This is a genomic window from Pseudomonas maumuensis (assembly GCF_019139675.1).
Classification (GTDB): domain Bacteria; phylum Pseudomonadota; class Gammaproteobacteria; order Pseudomonadales; family Pseudomonadaceae; genus Aquipseudomonas; species Aquipseudomonas maumuensis.
The window spans coordinates 69,087-82,746 of sequence record NZ_CP077077.1 but is presented as its reverse complement, the minus strand read 5'-3'; the positions used below and the strand labels follow the sequence as shown (position 1 = coordinate 82,746).

The following is a 13,660-nucleotide window of genomic DNA, read 5'->3' as shown; positions in this document are numbered from 1 at the left end:
CTACAGTATAACGTGCTCTTGTGGCGACGTTACGTTCAGCGTACGCACAGCAGCAGAAATTCCAGCGAGTTGTCGCCACTGGCGCCTTTCATGTCCACCAGCTGGGTCATCACGCTCAGATGTTCGGCCAGTGGCTTGCCGATCACTTTGGCCTGGCCGTGCATCTGCCGGTCGTAGCTGCTGGCGTCGATCGGCGATACCGAGCAGAAACCCGGGTCCTGATGCACGATGCGCGGATTGAGTTTCAGCGTGTACTGGGTGAAGTAGTTGGCCTGCGCCTGACGCTCCACCTGGCTAATCCACTCCGGCCACTGGCGCAGTACCTTGCCATCGGCCCCAACATGCGCGGTAAGCAGCATGTCCTTGGCCATGGCACTGCTCTGGAAGACCAGGCCAAGCACGGCCAGCATGAGCCATCTGGTTACATTCATCCTTCAACTCCTTTCACAATCGATCTGTTGGCGATGCGCTGGAGAGTCAGCGCGGGCCAGAAGTGTCGATCGATCCGAGAGCTGCGGGGCGTTAATTATCTATGCCTGCTCGACTCGGTTACGCCCACCGTCCTTGGCCCGGTACAGCGCCTCGTCGGCGCGCTTGAGCACCTGGTCGCCACGCTCCCCGGAGCGGAATGCACTGATGCCAATGGACGTGGTGATCACCACCCGCTCACCCTTGAAATGGAAAGGGCAGGCTTCGATGGCCGCACGCAACGCCTCTGCTACCTGGACCGCCGCTGGCGGCGAGGTCTGCGGCAGCAGCAGGACGAATTCCTCGCCACCAAAACGGGCAATGAAGTCGCGCCCACGCAGGCGCTTGCGCAGTTGGTCGGCCACGATCTTCAGCACCTTGTCGCCCGCCAGGTGGCCATAGCCATCGTTGATGCGCTTGAAATGGTCGAGATCGAGGATGGCCATGGCCAGGTGGCCGCCGTTTTCCTGCCAGTCGAGCACCTCGCGCTCGACCTGCTCGCTCCAGGCCGCCCGGTTAGGCAGGCCGGTGAGCGGATCGATCATGGCCTTCTGGCGTTGCTCCTCGAGATGCTCGCGATAGCCCAGGGCTTCCTGCTCCATGCTCGCCACGCGCTCGGCCAGACCTTGCAGGCGGCTGGCCAGCTCATGCTCTCGGCGGTCACGCTCGTGCTGGTGATCATCCATGGTCACCAGCAGACCTTCGAGGCGGTTCTCCAGGATATGCTTGAGGCTGTCGACATCGGCAGCACCCTGCACACTGCTCTGCAGGCCATCGACCTGCTCGCGCAGTTGGCTGTCGAGCTCTCGGGCGGCGGAGCTGTTGTCGGCATGGCCGGCGCTGGCTTCGTGCAGGTGGCTCTGGAAGGTTTCCAGGCGCTCGTTGAGCTGCTGCAGGTAAGCCTCGAACTCATGCTGGCCGCTGTCGGTGATCGCCAGCATGAGCACAGCCAGGTCATCCAGTACCGGGATCAGCTCGTACCAGTTCAGCCCCCGCGAAACCCGCTCGCGCATCTCCAGAGCCTGGGCCTTGTGGCGCTCGGGCAGGCTCAGGTCGTCGAGCAGGCCGATCAGCGTCTGCTCGATATGGGCGGCAACCTGGCTATAGGGCGGCTCGACCGCATCGGGTAGGGCATAAGGGCCATCATCGACGGTGGCCAGCTCCGCCACGGTGTCCGGCTCATCCGTTGCGGCTTGCTCCGTCTCGATGACGGTCAAAGGCTCGGGTACAGGTTCGGCAACCGCGGCCACCGATGGCTCGGCTTCGGGATGCGGATCGGCAACGACCAACGGCGTGGTTTCAACCAGCGCCGGGCCGGGCAATTCGACTTGCGCTTCAGCCGGCTCGATGGGCACCGTTTCATCCACTGCCTGTGCTACCTCGGGCAAAGCTTGAGGGGCAGGTGCCAGGGCGTGCAGTTCGTCGGCATCCCTGGGCTGTGGCTCAGGTGCGATGACCGGGGCTGGCTGCGGTGCGGGCGACGTCGCCTCGACGGCAACAGGTGCGGTCGCCAATTCCCCTTGGGGCTCGTCACGGCCACCGAACAGGCGCTGCAGGAACCCGGGGCGAGCTTCATCATCGGGCTTTTGCACCGCATCCAGGGCGCGCCCCTGCAAACCACTGAGCTCGCCCAGCAAGGGTGGTAGCTCGCGGGACTGGCTGACGCCACCGTCAAGCTTCTTCGCCAGCTTTTTCAACGGACGTGCCACATCACCCGGCAGCGGCAAGGTCTGCAGCTGGGTAACCAGCGCGGTCAGCGCTTCGCTGACCTGGTTCATGCGGGTTTCGCGGCGCTGCTCGGAGTCGAGCACGGCTTTTTCCAGGCGCGGAATCAGCCCGGCGAGGCCGGCGTCCATGTTGTCGCTGCGGATGACCTCGCGCATTTCCTTCATGCACTGGTCAACGGTCTTGTCGCTACCTTCAGCCGCCAGGGTGCTGCGCACCAGGCCACGACGCAGCAGATCGAGGCGGGCTTCCCAGCGCCGCTCGAGCTTTTCCTGCCGCTCGATGCTCTTGAGGTATTTTTCTTTCCAGCGCTCGGCTTCTTCGGTCATGCCTGGATCCGCAACGGGTAGTGGCATCTAGTCCTGCAATCACTGGATTTCGGCGGAAAAGCCCAACACTTGAGTGCAGGATTCGCCCAGGCAGGACTAACTCAGGACCGGCAGCGTATCCACAGTCAGGGCATCAGGCAATCGGATCTCGACGGCGACGGGCAGGTGATCGGAAATTGGCTGTGCCAGCACCTCGACGCGTTCCAGCGTAAGGCTCGGGCTGAGCAGGATGTGGTCAAGGCAACGCTGGGGGCGCCAACTGGGAAAAGTGGCCTCGACCTGGGGTGCGACAAGACCGAGGTCACGCAAGGGCGAGTGGTCGAGCAGGTCGTTGGCATGGGTGTTCATGTCACCCATGAGGATCTGGTGACGATAGCCGCCGATCAGCTCGCGGATGTAGGCCAACTGCCGGGCGCGGGTCTTGGAGCCAAGTGCCAGGTGCATCATCACCACGATCAGGGCGTCGGCACCTTCGCCGAAACGCACCAGGATCGCCCCTCGACCAGACGGGCCGGGCAGGGGATGGTCTTCCAGGTGCTGGGGCTTGAGGCGGCTGAGCACGCCGTTGCTGTGCTGGGCGAAACGCCCCAGGTTGCGGTTGAGCTGCTGGTACCAGTAGGGGAAGGCCCCCAGCTGGGCCAGGTGCTCCACCTGGTTGACGAAGCCGGAGCGCAGGCTGCCACCGTCGGCTTCCTGCAGGGCCACCAGGTCGAAGTCGTTGAGCAGGTCACCGATCTTCTGCAGGTTACCGGCCCGCCCGTTGTGCGGCAGCAGGTGCTGCCAGCTGCGGGTCACATAGTGGCGATAGCGCTCGGTGCTGATACCGACCTGGATATTGAAACTGAGCAGCCGCAGGCGACCATCGGCCGGCAGGCCGCTGGCCTGCAGGTGATGCTCGTTGACCTGCGGCTGGTGCAGGCCGACGCTTCGGGTTGAGCGAAAGCGGCCCATGGCAGTCGCCGCTTACTTAGCGGCGCGCTCCTTGGCGATCAGCTGGTCGGCGACGTTCAGCACGCCTTCCGGACCACCGGCGGTACCCAGGTCGAAGCGGTACTTGCCGTTGACCACCAGGCTCGGTACGCCGGTGATTTCGTACTTCTTGGCCAGCTCTTTGGCCTGATTGACCTGGCCCTTGATGGCGAAGGAGTTGAAGGTGGCGAGGAACTTGTCCTTGTCCACGCCCTGGGTGGCCAGGAACTCGGCCATCTCCTCAGGTTTGGTCAGGCGCATGCGCTTGTTCTGGATGGCATCGAACACCGCATTGTGGACGTTGTGCTCAACACCCATGGCTTCAAGCGTCAGGAACATCTGGCCGTGGGCATCCCAGGGGCCACCGAACATGGCAGGGACGCGCTTGAAATTGACGTCCTTGGGCAGCTTGTCGACCCAAGGGTTGATGGTCGGTTCGAAGTGGTAGCAGTGCGGGCAGCCATACCAGAACAGCTCGACGACCTCGATCTTGCCTGGCACCGACACCTGAACGGGGTTGCTCAGCTCGATATATTCCTTGCCCGCCACAGGCTCCGCGGCCTGTACCGCGGCCATACCGAATACGCTGGCGGCGACCAGCGCAGCGCTGAGAATCAGTTTACGCATGCTTTACTCCTGAGCAGTCTTTGGTCGCCTCGACGCGACCTGTGTAGGACAGGTCGGGAAGGGCAAGAGTTCTGTAGTGTAACGGCTACGGACAGAAAAAAGGGCAGCGTCGGCTGCCCTTTTCATCTTTAGCGCTGAAGCATTAACCGAGTGTTAACGCGCACTTCAGTGCAGGCCCTGGATGTAGCTGGACAACGCTTCGATGTCCTTGTTGCTGAGCTTGCCGGCGATGGTGCGCATGGTCATGGCGTCGCCGTCGTTGGTGCGGTTGCCTTCGCGGAAGTCGGTCAGCTGCTTGCTGACGTACTGCGCGTGCTGGCCGCTGAGGTGCGGGAACTTCGCCAGGGCGATGCCTGCACCGTTCGGGGAGTGGCAGCCAGTGCAGGCCGGCATGCCTTTCTCCAGGCTGCCGCCGTTGAACAAGGCACGACCACGCTCGACGAGTTTCGGGTCGGCAGCACCCACGCTGCCTTTCTGGCTGGCGAAATAAGCGGCGATGTCGGCCAGGTCCTGGTCGTTGAAATTGGCCAGCATGCCGGTCATCTCAAGCACGGTCCGCTTGCCGTCCTTGATGTCGTGCAACTGCTTGTTCAGGTAGGGCTCACCTTGGCCGGCGAGTTTCGGGAAGTTCGGTGCCAGGCTGTTGCCGTCGGGGTTGTGACAGGCCCCACAGACAGCGGTTTTGGCCTGGCCGGCGGCGGCATCGCCTTTGATGGGTCCCGCAGCAGTTGCCGCACCTGCGACCCCCATGGTCAACAGCAGACTCACGACTAGTTTGTTCATCAGCTAATCCAACACGGCTAAGGGTGAAATGTTATGTATCGGGACTGCCGCTCATCCAAAGGATGACCAAACGGTAGTCCTCGGCACTGCAGTCCATGCACAATCCACGCGGCGGCATAGCCTTGAAACCCTGTGTAACATGTACCACCAGTTGCGCCATGCCTTGCGCCAGCCTTGGCTCCCAGGCCGCCCGGTCACCGCTTTTCGGTGCCTGGGGCAGTTGTCCGGCGTGACAGGCCGCGCACGTGCGGTTGTACAACGCCTCGGGATCCTGTGTAGCCTGTGCGCTGAAAAACGGCAGGAACATACCGACAGCAAGCAGCCATTTCGCCATGCGAAACGACCTGACAGGGTTGGGGGCCGCGCTGCGTTCTGTTGCGCGAGCTATTGTTCGACACCCCATGCTCAATTGCCTTCGCTGGGCGAATGAGCACACAAAAACTGGGGCATTATATACTTCCGCCAGCCAAACGGAAACGACACCGCTTGCCAGGCCTGGTCCTACGCCTCCAGCGCTGGGCAACACCCACATCGGAAATCCCATGCAAGTCAAGAACCCCATCCTCGGCCTCTGCCAGAAAGCCAAATTCGCCCTCAGCGCCGCCAAGGTTGAACAATGCCCCGAAGACCAGGGTTACGAGGTGGCTTTCGCCGGCCGTTCCAACGCCGGTAAATCCAGCGCCCTCAACACCCTGACCCACGCCAGCCTGGCGCGCACCTCGAAGACCCCCGGCCGCACCCAGCTGCTGAATTTCTTCAGTCTGGACGATGAACGGCGTTTGGTCGACCTGCCGGGCTATGGTTATGCAAAAGTGCCGATTCCGCTCAAGCAGCACTGGCAGAAACACCTTGAGGCCTACCTGGGCAGCCGCGAATGCCTGCGCGGGATCATTTTGATGATGGACACCCGCCATCCAATGACCGACTTCGACAAGATGATGCTCGACTGGGCCAAGGCCAGTGGCATGCCAATGCATATCCTGCTGACCAAGGCCGACAAGCTGACCCACGGCGCTGGCAAGAACACCTTGCTCAAGGTGCAGTCGGAGATTCGCAAGGGTTGGGGCGATACCGCGACCATCCAGTTGTTCTCGGCACCCAAGCGCCTGGGCCTGGAAGAGGCCTATCGCGTGCTGGCGGACTGGATGGAGCTGGAAGACAAGCCGGCGGCCTGACTTCGCGGCCTTGCGGGCTCGTGGAGCGAGCCCGGCAGGCATGACGCCGAATTCCGGGCAAAAAAAACCCCGGACTTCGTATGGGGAGGGGGAAGTTCGGGGTCCAAGTCCGGACCGCTAGGGCGGGGTCCAGATATCTGCCAACACTTAACACAACATAGGAGCATCGAAAGGCTTCACCAGCCATTCAGTACCTCTGAGTGGCGGTTCACCGGTTTAGTTCCGAGCCCCTAGAAACTATTTGCGATAGTTTCATGAAGCGCTCGATCTAAGGCCCGAAGCCTGCACCGGATCCGCGACACTACGTCGCAGATCCTACACAGCTTTCACGCGGCGTTTAGTGAGCTTCATCCCAATTCGAGCCAACGCCCGCTTCCACCAGCAACGGCACGTCCAGCTGCGCTGCGCCGCTCATGTGAACGCGAATCTCGGTTTTCACCTGCTCGACCAGGTCCTCGCGCACTTCGAGCACCAGTTCGTCGTGTACCTGCAGGATCACCCGCGCATCCAGCCCGCTCTCGCTCAGCCAGTTGTCCACCGCCACCATGGCACGCTTGATGATGTCCGCCGCGGTGCCCTGCATCGGCGCATTGATCGCGGTACGCTCGGCGCCTTTGCGCAAGGCCGGGTTCTTGGCGTTGATGTCCGGCAGGTACAAACGACGTCCGAACAGAGTTTCGACGAAGCCCTTTTCAGCGGCCTGGGCGCGGGTGCGCTCCATATAGGCCAGCACGCCGGGGTAACGGGCAAAATAGCGGTCGATGTAGTCCTGGGACTGCTTGCGATCTACACCTATCTGCTTGGCCAGGCCGAATGCGCTCATGCCATAGATCAGGCCGAAATTGATCGCCTTGGCGCTGCGGCGCTGGTCGGTGGTGACGTCCTCGAGGGCGACACCGAACACTTCCGCAGCGGTGGCACGGTGTACGTCCAGGTCATTGCGGAAGGCATGCAGCAGCCCTTCGTCCTTGGCCAGGTGGGCCATGATGCGCAGCTCGATCTGCGAATAGTCCGCCGCCAGCAGTTTGTAGCCGGGGCTGGCGACGAAGGCCTGGCGAATGCGCCGGCCTTCGGCGGTGCGGATCGGGATGTTCTGCAGGTTCGGGTCGCTGGACGACAGGCGACCGGTGGCAGCCACGGCCTGCTGATACGAGGTATGGATGCGTCCGGTACGCGGGTTGATCTGCCCCGGCAGCTTGTCGGTATAGGTGCTCTTGAGCTTGCTCAGGCTGCGGTACTGCATCAGCACTTTGGGCAGCGGGTAGCCTTGCTCGGCCAGCTCATCAAGCACCGCCTCGGCGGTGGACGGCTGGCCCTTGGCGGTCTTGCTCAGCACCGGCATGCCCAACTTGTCGTAGAGAATCGCGCCGAGCTGCTTGGGCGAGCCCAGGTTGAATTCCTCGCCGGCTAGCGCATACGCCTCACGCTCCAGCTCGACCAGCTTCGCCCCCAGCTCGCCGCTCTGCACGCCGAGCAGCCTGGCGTCGACCAGCGCGCCCTGGCGCTCGATCTTCGCCAGCACCGGCACCAGCGGCATCTCGATATCCATCAGCACCGGCAGCACGCTGGGCGTCTGGGCCAGACGCGCCTGCAGCGCGTGGTGCAGACGCAAGGTGATGTCCGCGTCCTCGGCGGCGTAGGGGCCGGCCTTGTCCAGTGGGATCTGGTTGAAGGTCAGCTGCTTGGCGCCCTTGCCGGCGATATCCTCGAAGGCGATGGTGGTGTGGTCCAGGTACTTCTGCGCCAGGCTGTCCATGTCGTGACGAGTGGCGGTGGAGTCGAGCACGTAGGACTCAAGCATGGTGTCGTAGGCCACACCGCGCATGTGGATGGCCGGGCTGCCGTTGGCCAGGATGTTGATGTCGTACTTGGCGTTCTGGCCGACCTTGCCCTTGGCCGGATCCTCCAGCAGCGGCTTGAGCGCCAGCAGCACGCGCTCGCGATCCAGCTGGGCCGGAGCGCCTTCGTAGTCGTGGGTCAAGGGCACATAGGCAGCCTCATGGGGCTCGACGGCGAACGACAGGCCGACGATCTGCGCCTGCTGGGCATCCAGGCCGGTGGTTTCCGTATCGAAGGCGAACAGCGGCGCCCGGCGCAGCTTTTCCAGCCAGGCGTCGAAGCGAGCCTGGTCGAGGATGGTTTCGTACTTCGGCTCGACCTTCTCGGCAACAGGAGCCTCGGCGGCAGCGGCGCCATCACCTGCCTGGGGCGCGCTGCGCTGGACTTCGGCAACCCAGCTCTTGAACTCCATCTCGGTGTACAGCGCCAGCAGCGCTTCACGGTCGGGTTCGCCGCAGACCAGGGCGTCCACTTCGACATCCAGCTCGACATCGCACTTGATGGTGGCCAGTTCGTAGGAGAGGAAGGCCGCGTCGCGGTGCTCCTCGAGCTTGGCGGCGAGAGTCTTGGCGCCACGAATGGCCAGGCCCGGCACCTTGTCCAGGTTCTGGTACACATCGCTCAGGCCGCCACCGATACCGGTCAGCAAACCGACCGCGGTCTTCTCGCCAACGCCGGGTACGCCGGGGATGTTGTCGACCTTGTCGCCCATCAGGGCGAGAAAATCGATGATGTGCTCGGGCCCTACGCCGAACTTCTCGTGTACGCCAGCGACGTCGAGCACGCTACCGGTCATGGTATTGACGAGGGTGACGTGGCCGTCCACCAGCTGGGCCATGTCCTTGTCACCGGTCGAGATGATCACCGGGCGGCCGGCGGCGGCACTGCTGCGCGCCAGGGTACCGATCACATCGTCGGCCTCCACGCCTTCGACGCACAGCAGCGGGTAGCCTAGGGCGCGGACGCTGGCGTGCAGCGGTTCGACCTGCACTCGCAGATCGTCGGGCATGCTCGGGCGGTTGGCCTTGTACTCGGCGAACATGGCGTCGCGGAAGGTCCCGCCCTTGGCGTCGAAAACCACCGCGAACAGGCTGTCCGGATATTGCTTGCGCAGGCTCTTGAGCATGTTCAGCACGCCCTTGACCGCGCCGGTGGGCATGCCTTTGGAGGTGGTCAGCGGCGGCAGCGCGTGGAAGGCGCGGTAGAGGTAGGACGAACCGTCCACCAGGACGAGGGGCGCTTGGCTCATGAGGAGAATCAACCTTTTCGACGGGGCCGGCGCTAGAATAGCCGGATCAATGACGACAAAAGGACTAGGTTATCATGCGCACACTCAATCGCCTGTTACTGCTCGGTCTGCTGGCCACCATGCCAGTCGTCACCCTGGCGGCGGACGAAGCCCCATCGGCCGATCCCGATGTAACCATTCGCACGGAAGGCGACAAAACCATCCAGGAGTACCGTCAAAACGGCTTCCTGTATGCGATCAAGGTCACGCCGAAGAACGGCAAGCCTTATTTCCTGGTACGCGCCGATGGCTCCGAAGGCAATTTCATTCGTTCCGACCAGCCGGACATGCTGATTCCGTCCTGGAAGATCTTCGAGTGGTAAGCTAGTAACGCGTATCGTTCTTATCAACCAGGCACTTCCGGCGGAAGTGCCCGCATGGGCAATTCTTCAACATGTCAGTCTTCACCCCTGTGTCCCGGCCTGAGCTGGAAACCTTTCTGGCGCCGTACGAGTTGGGTCGCCTGCTCGACTTCCAGGGCATCGCCGCCGGTACCGAGAACAGCAATTTCTTCGTCAGCCTGGAAAAGGGGGAGTTCGTCCTCACACTGATCGAGCGTGGGCCGGCTGAAGACATGCCGTTCTTCATCGAACTGCTCGACGTGCTGCACGCTGCCGACATGCCTGTGCCCTACGCCCTGCGCGACCGCGAAGGGCATGGCCTGCGCGAACTGTGCGGCAAGCCTGCGCTGTTGCAGCCACGACTGTCGGGCAAGCACATCAAGCTGCCGAACAACCAGCACTGCGCCCAGGTCGGCGAGCTGCTGGCGCACATTCACCTGGCCACCCGCGAGCGCATCATCGAGCGCCGCACCGACCGGGGTCTGGACTGGATGCTGGAATCTGGCGCCGAACTGCTGCCGAGCCTGAACCAGGCGCAAACCGGGCTGCTGCAACCGGCGCTGGCGGAAATCACCGCGCACAAGGCGCAGATCCTCGCCCTGCCCAAGGCCAACCTGCACGCCGACCTGTTCCGTGACAACGTGATGTTCGAAGGCACCCACCTGACCGGCTTGATCGACTTCTACAACGCCTGCTCCGGGCCGATGCTGTATGACATCGCCATCACCGTGAACGACTGGTGCCTGGACGAGCAGGGTGGTATCGATCTGCCACGCGCCCAGGCATTGCTGGGCGCCTACGCGGCACTGCGCCCGTTCACCGCCGCCGAAGCCGAATTGTGGCCGGTGATGCTGCGGGTGGCGTGCGTGCGCTTCTGGCTGTCGCGCCTGATCGCGGCGCAGGCGTTCGCCGGGATGGACGTGATGATCCATGACCCGAGCGAGTTCGAGGTGCGTCTGGCACAACGCCAGCAGGTGGCGCTAAAGCTGCCGTTCGCGCTCTAAAGGGCGATAACACCGCGATCACCCGCGAAGCGGGTGCCACACAGCGTGGCGCCCGTTTCGCGGCTGAAGCCGCTCCTACAGCTGCTCCAGGCAGCCGGCCAGGTCGCCGCCCAGCTTCTCCAGCAAGCGCTCATAGCCCTTGCCATCCACCTTGTCGCCCCCACCCAGCGCATCCAGCTCCGCCAACCGCACCGGCAACCCGGCCGTCAGCGTCTCGGCCAGGCGCGGCCTCAGCGGCGGCTCGCTGAACACACAGGTCTTGCCCACCGCCTGCAGGCGTTTGCGCATGGCGGCAACATGCTGCGCGCCCGGCTGCACTTCGGAGGCCACGCTGAACACGCCGGTGTGCTTCAGGCCATAGGCGGCCTCGAAGTAGTCGAACGCCTCGTGAAACACGAAATATGGCTTGCCGGCGATTCCCGCCACGCGCTGCTTGATGCGCGCATCCAGGGCATCCAGGCGCTCGAAGAACTGCTTGAGGTTGGCCTGGTAGCGCGCGGCATTGGCCGGATCGGCCGTCGCCAGGTCGCCGGCCATCTTCGTCGCGATCACCCGAGCATTCACCGACGACAGCCACAGATGCGCATCGAGGCTGCCAGGACGATGGTCATGGTCGTGATCGTCGTGGTCTTCCTCCTCGTGAGAGTGGCTGTCCTCACCGAAATGGCGCAGCTGCATGCCCGCAAGCGACTGCACGGCCACGCTCGGCTTGGCGCGACTGCTCAGCACACGGGGCAGGAAGCCTTCCATGTCCGGGCCGATCCAGTACAACAGGTCGGCATCGGCGACCTTGCGCACGTCAGAGGGGCGCAGCGCATAGTTGTGTGGAGAGGCGCCCGGCGGCAGCAGCACATCGGCGCTGCCGACACCGTCCTGAACGGCGGCGGCGATCTGTTGCAGGGGCTTGATACTGGTCAGCACGCGCACGTCAGCGTGGGCAGAAAAAGCGATGAAAGCGACAAAGAGGGCAAGGATTCGGGACACGGTGGATACTCGGGTCGTCAGAAACAGGTAACATAATAACGTCTCCATCCTGAACCGTCGCTGCCCATGTCCATCACGCCGCTGGCCCACCGTCCCCACGATCACTCCCATTGCGTCCACAGTGCGCTGGCCGAGGCCGACGCGCTGTGCAACCGTCAGGGCCTGCGCCTGACCGCCCTGCGCCGCCGCGTGCTGGAACTGGTGTGGCAGAGCCACAAGCCGCTGGGCGCCTACGATATCCTCGCCGTGCTCAGCGAGCAGGACGGCCGCCGCGCCGCGCCACCGACCGTCTATCGTGCCCTGGACTTCCTCCTGGAAAACGGCCTGGTCCACCGCATCGCCTCGCTCAACGCCTTCATCGGCTGCAGTCACCCCGAGCATGCGCACCAGGGGCAGTTCCTGATCTGCCGCGAATGTCACGTGGCCATCGAGCTGGAACAGAACAGCATCAGCGACGCCATCGTCAGCAGCGCCAATGCCGTGGGTTTTGCGGTCGAGACGCAAACGGTCGAAGTGGTCGGCCTGTGCGGCAACTGCCGGGGCAAGGCATGAGCGACGCCTTGATCCGCCTCGAGCAGGTCGGCGTCAGTTTCGGCGGCGAAGCGGTGCTCGACAGCATCGACCTGGCGGTCGCGCCCGGGCAGATCGTCACCCTGATCGGCCCCAACGGCGCCGGCAAGACCACCCTGGTGCGCGCCGTGCTGGGCCTGCTCAAGCCGCACCGCGGCAAGGTATGGCGCAAGCCCAGGCTGCGCATCGGCTACATGCCGCAGAAGATCCAGGTGGACGCCACATTGCCCTTGTCGGTGCTGCGCTTCCTGCGCCTGGTGCCCGGTGTAGACCGTGCGACAGCCTTGGCGGCGCTGCAGGAAGTCGGCGCCGAGCAGGTGATCGACAGTCCGATCCAGACTATCTCCGGCGGCGAGATGCAGCGCGTGCTGCTGGCCCGCGCGTTGTTGCGCGAACCCGAACTGCTGGTACTGGACGAACCGGTGCAGGGCGTCGACGTGGTTGGCCAGACCGAGCTGTACAACCTGATCACCCGCCTACGCGACCGCCACGGCTGCGGCGTGCTGATGGTCAGCCATGACCTGCATCTGGTGATGAGCGCCACCGACCAGGTGGTCTGCCTCAACCGCCATGTGTGCTGCTCGGGCCACCCGGAACAGGTCAGCAACGACCCGGCCTTCGTCGAGCTGTTCGGCCAGAACGCCCCGAGCCTGGCCATCTATCACCACCATCACGATCACAGCCACGACCTGCACGGTTCGGTGATCGCCCCCGGCGCCCATGTTCACGGAGAGCACTGCAAGCATGGCTGATTTTCTTCTCTACGCCCTGCTTGCCGGTGTATCGCTGGCGCTGGTCGCCGGCCCCTTGGGTTCGTTCGTGGTCTGGCGGCGCATGGCCTATTTCGGCGACACCCTGTCCCATGCCGCGCTGCTCGGCGTGGCCCTGGGCTTCGCCCTGGACGTCAGCCCGGCACTGGCGGTGACCATCGGCTGTCTGCTGCTGGCGATCCTGCTGGTGACTCTGCAACAGCGCCAGCCACTGGCCTCGGACACCCTGCTCGGCATCCTCGCCCCCAGCACCCTGTCGCTGGGCCTGGTGGTGCTGAGCTTCATGCACGATGTGCGCATCGACCTGATGGCCTACCTGTTCGGCGACCTGCTGGCGATCAGCACCACCGACCTGGCCTGGATCCTCGGCGGCAGCGCCTTGGTGCTGATGCTGCTGGCGATGTTCTGGCGGCCCCTGCTGGCTGTCACCGTGCATGAGGAACTGGCGATGGTCGAAGGTTTGCCAGTGACCGGCCTGCGCCTGGCGCTGATGCTGCTGATCGCCGTGGTGATCGCGGTGGCGATGAAGATCGTCGGCGTGCTGCTGATCACCTCGCTGCTGATCATCCCGGCCGCCGCGGCACAGCGTCACGCCCGCTCACCGGAACAGATGGCCGTGGGCGCCAGCCTGCTTGGCGTTTGCGCGGTCTGCGGGGGCCTGGCGCTGTCCTGGTTCAAGGACACCCCGGCCGGGCCTTCGATCGTGGTCTGTGCGGCAGTGCTATTCTTGCTGAGCCTGGCGTTGCCGAAACGCTGAATTTTCAGGGTGTGCGCAGGCACATCCTGCA

Annotated in this window: 14 protein-coding genes; 6 read left to right on the top strand and 8 right to left on the bottom strand. The window is 63.8% G+C overall.

The features are described from left to right. Nucleotides 1–35 precede the first annotated feature (35 nt). From KSS90_RS00410 to KSS90_RS00385, 6 genes are all read right to left on the bottom strand, one after another. Nucleotides 36–431, bottom strand: a complete 396-nt coding sequence (locus KSS90_RS00410; protein WP_217867813.1) for a hypothetical protein — start codon at nucleotides 429–431, stop codon at nucleotides 36–38. Nucleotides 432–530: 99 nt separating this feature from the next. Continuing rightward, nucleotides 531–2,522 (bottom strand): GGDEF domain-containing protein, encoded by a 1,992-nt coding sequence (locus KSS90_RS00405; protein ID WP_217867812.1) that lies wholly within the window; start codon nucleotides 2,520–2,522, stop codon nucleotides 531–533. Nucleotides 2,523–2,618: 96 nt separating this feature from the next. Further along, the gene (locus tag KSS90_RS00400) at nucleotides 2,619–3,473 is read right to left on the bottom strand and encodes an endonuclease/exonuclease/phosphatase family protein (RefSeq protein WP_046853623.1); all 855 of its coding nucleotides are present in this window, start codon (nucleotides 3,471–3,473) and stop codon (nucleotides 2,619–2,621) included. A gap of 12 nt (nucleotides 3,474–3,485) precedes the next feature. Further along, nucleotides 3,486–4,118 (bottom strand): thiol:disulfide interchange protein DsbA, encoded by a 633-nt coding sequence (gene dsbA / locus KSS90_RS00395; protein WP_217867811.1) that lies wholly within the window; start codon nucleotides 4,116–4,118, stop codon nucleotides 3,486–3,488. A gap of 165 nt (nucleotides 4,119–4,283) precedes the next feature. Further along, nucleotides 4,284–4,901, bottom strand: coding sequence for a c-type cytochrome (locus KSS90_RS00390; protein ID WP_217867810.1), 618 nt, complete (start codon nucleotides 4,899–4,901; stop codon nucleotides 4,284–4,286). Between the two features lie 31 nt (nucleotides 4,902–4,932). Further along, nucleotides 4,933–5,235 (bottom strand): c-type cytochrome, encoded by a 303-nt coding sequence (locus tag KSS90_RS00385; protein WP_217867809.1) that lies wholly within the window; start codon nucleotides 5,233–5,235, stop codon nucleotides 4,933–4,935. Between the two features lie 208 nt (nucleotides 5,236–5,443). Between KSS90_RS00385 and yihA the strand changes: the two genes are divergently transcribed. Continuing rightward, a complete protein-coding gene (yihA, locus tag KSS90_RS00380; protein WP_217867808.1) occupies nucleotides 5,444–6,076 on the top strand; it encodes a ribosome biogenesis GTP-binding protein YihA/YsxC in 633 nt (210 codons plus the stop codon). A gap of 337 nt (nucleotides 6,077–6,413) precedes the next feature. Here the strand turns inward: yihA and polA are convergent, their stop codons facing one another. After that, nucleotides 6,414–9,164, bottom strand: a complete 2,751-nt coding sequence (polA, locus tag KSS90_RS00375) for a DNA polymerase I (protein WP_217867807.1) — start codon at nucleotides 9,162–9,164, stop codon at nucleotides 6,414–6,416. 74 nt (nucleotides 9,165–9,238) lie between these two features. Between polA and KSS90_RS00370 the strand changes: the two genes are divergently transcribed. Then, complete coding sequence (locus KSS90_RS00370) at nucleotides 9,239–9,526, top strand: DUF2782 domain-containing protein (RefSeq protein ID WP_217867806.1); 288 nt, start codon at nucleotides 9,239–9,241, stop codon at nucleotides 9,524–9,526. Nucleotides 9,527–9,597: 71 nt separating this feature from the next. Then, nucleotides 9,598–10,548 (top strand): homoserine kinase, encoded by a 951-nt coding sequence (locus KSS90_RS00365; RefSeq protein WP_217867805.1) that lies wholly within the window; start codon nucleotides 9,598–9,600, stop codon nucleotides 10,546–10,548. Nucleotides 10,549–10,623: 75 nt separating this feature from the next. Here KSS90_RS00365 and KSS90_RS00360 read toward each other — a convergent pair whose 3' ends face one another. After that, entirely contained in the window at nucleotides 10,624–11,580 is a 957-nt protein-coding gene (locus tag KSS90_RS00360; RefSeq protein ID WP_217867804.1) for a zinc ABC transporter substrate-binding protein, read from the bottom strand. Between the two features lie 18 nt (nucleotides 11,581–11,598). Between KSS90_RS00360 and zur the strand changes: the two genes are divergently transcribed. From zur to znuB, 3 genes are read left to right on the top strand one after another with little or no spacing between them, the layout of a single operon-like run. Continuing rightward, nucleotides 11,599–12,084, top strand: a complete 486-nt coding sequence (gene zur, locus KSS90_RS00355) for a zinc uptake transcriptional repressor Zur (protein ID WP_046853615.1) — start codon at nucleotides 11,599–11,601, stop codon at nucleotides 12,082–12,084. Then, a complete protein-coding gene (znuC, locus tag KSS90_RS00350) occupies nucleotides 12,081–12,854 on the top strand; it encodes a zinc ABC transporter ATP-binding protein ZnuC (protein WP_217867803.1) in 774 nt (257 codons plus the stop codon). The genes zur and znuC overlap by 4 nt, the downstream gene beginning before the upstream one ends. Then, a complete protein-coding gene (znuB, locus tag KSS90_RS00345) occupies nucleotides 12,847–13,629 on the top strand; it encodes a zinc ABC transporter permease subunit ZnuB (protein WP_217867802.1) in 783 nt (260 codons plus the stop codon). The genes znuC and znuB overlap by 8 nt, the downstream gene beginning before the upstream one ends. The last annotated feature ends 31 nt before the right edge of the window (nucleotides 13,630–13,660 follow it).

Coding starts and splice junctions, on each gene's coding strand:
- KSS90_RS00410 (WP_217867813.1), bottom strand. CDS start 431: ATGAATGTAACCAGATGGCTCATGCTGGCCGTGCTTGGCCTGGTCTTC.
- KSS90_RS00405 (WP_217867812.1), bottom strand. CDS start 2,522: ATGACCGAAGAAGCCGAGCGCTGGAAAGAAAAATACCTCAAGAGCATC.
- KSS90_RS00400 (WP_046853623.1), bottom strand. CDS start 3,473: ATGGGCCGCTTTCGCTCAACCCGAAGCGTCGGCCTGCACCAGCCGCAG.
- dsbA (WP_217867811.1), bottom strand. CDS start 4,118: ATGCGTAAACTGATTCTCAGCGCTGCGCTGGTCGCCGCCAGCGTATTC.
- KSS90_RS00390 (WP_217867810.1), bottom strand. CDS start 4,901: ATGAACAAACTAGTCGTGAGTCTGCTGTTGACCATGGGGGTCGCAGGT.
- KSS90_RS00385 (WP_217867809.1), bottom strand. CDS start 5,235: ATGGCGAAATGGCTGCTTGCTGTCGGTATGTTCCTGCCGTTTTTCAGC.
- yihA (WP_217867808.1), top strand. CDS start 5,444: ATGCAAGTCAAGAACCCCATCCTCGGCCTCTGCCAGAAAGCCAAATTC.
- polA (WP_217867807.1), bottom strand. CDS start 9,164: ATGAGCCAAGCGCCCCTCGTCCTGGTGGACGGTTCGTCCTACCTCTAC.
- KSS90_RS00370 (WP_217867806.1), top strand. CDS start 9,239: ATGCGCACACTCAATCGCCTGTTACTGCTCGGTCTGCTGGCCACCATG.
- KSS90_RS00365 (WP_217867805.1), top strand. CDS start 9,598: ATGTCAGTCTTCACCCCTGTGTCCCGGCCTGAGCTGGAAACCTTTCTG.
- KSS90_RS00360 (WP_217867804.1), bottom strand. CDS start 11,580: ATGGAGACGTTATTATGTTACCTGTTTCTGACGACCCGAGTATCCACC.
- zur (WP_046853615.1), top strand. CDS start 11,599: ATGTCCATCACGCCGCTGGCCCACCGTCCCCACGATCACTCCCATTGC.
- znuC (WP_217867803.1), top strand. CDS start 12,081: ATGAGCGACGCCTTGATCCGCCTCGAGCAGGTCGGCGTCAGTTTCGGC.
- znuB (WP_217867802.1), top strand. CDS start 12,847: ATGGCTGATTTTCTTCTCTACGCCCTGCTTGCCGGTGTATCGCTGGCG.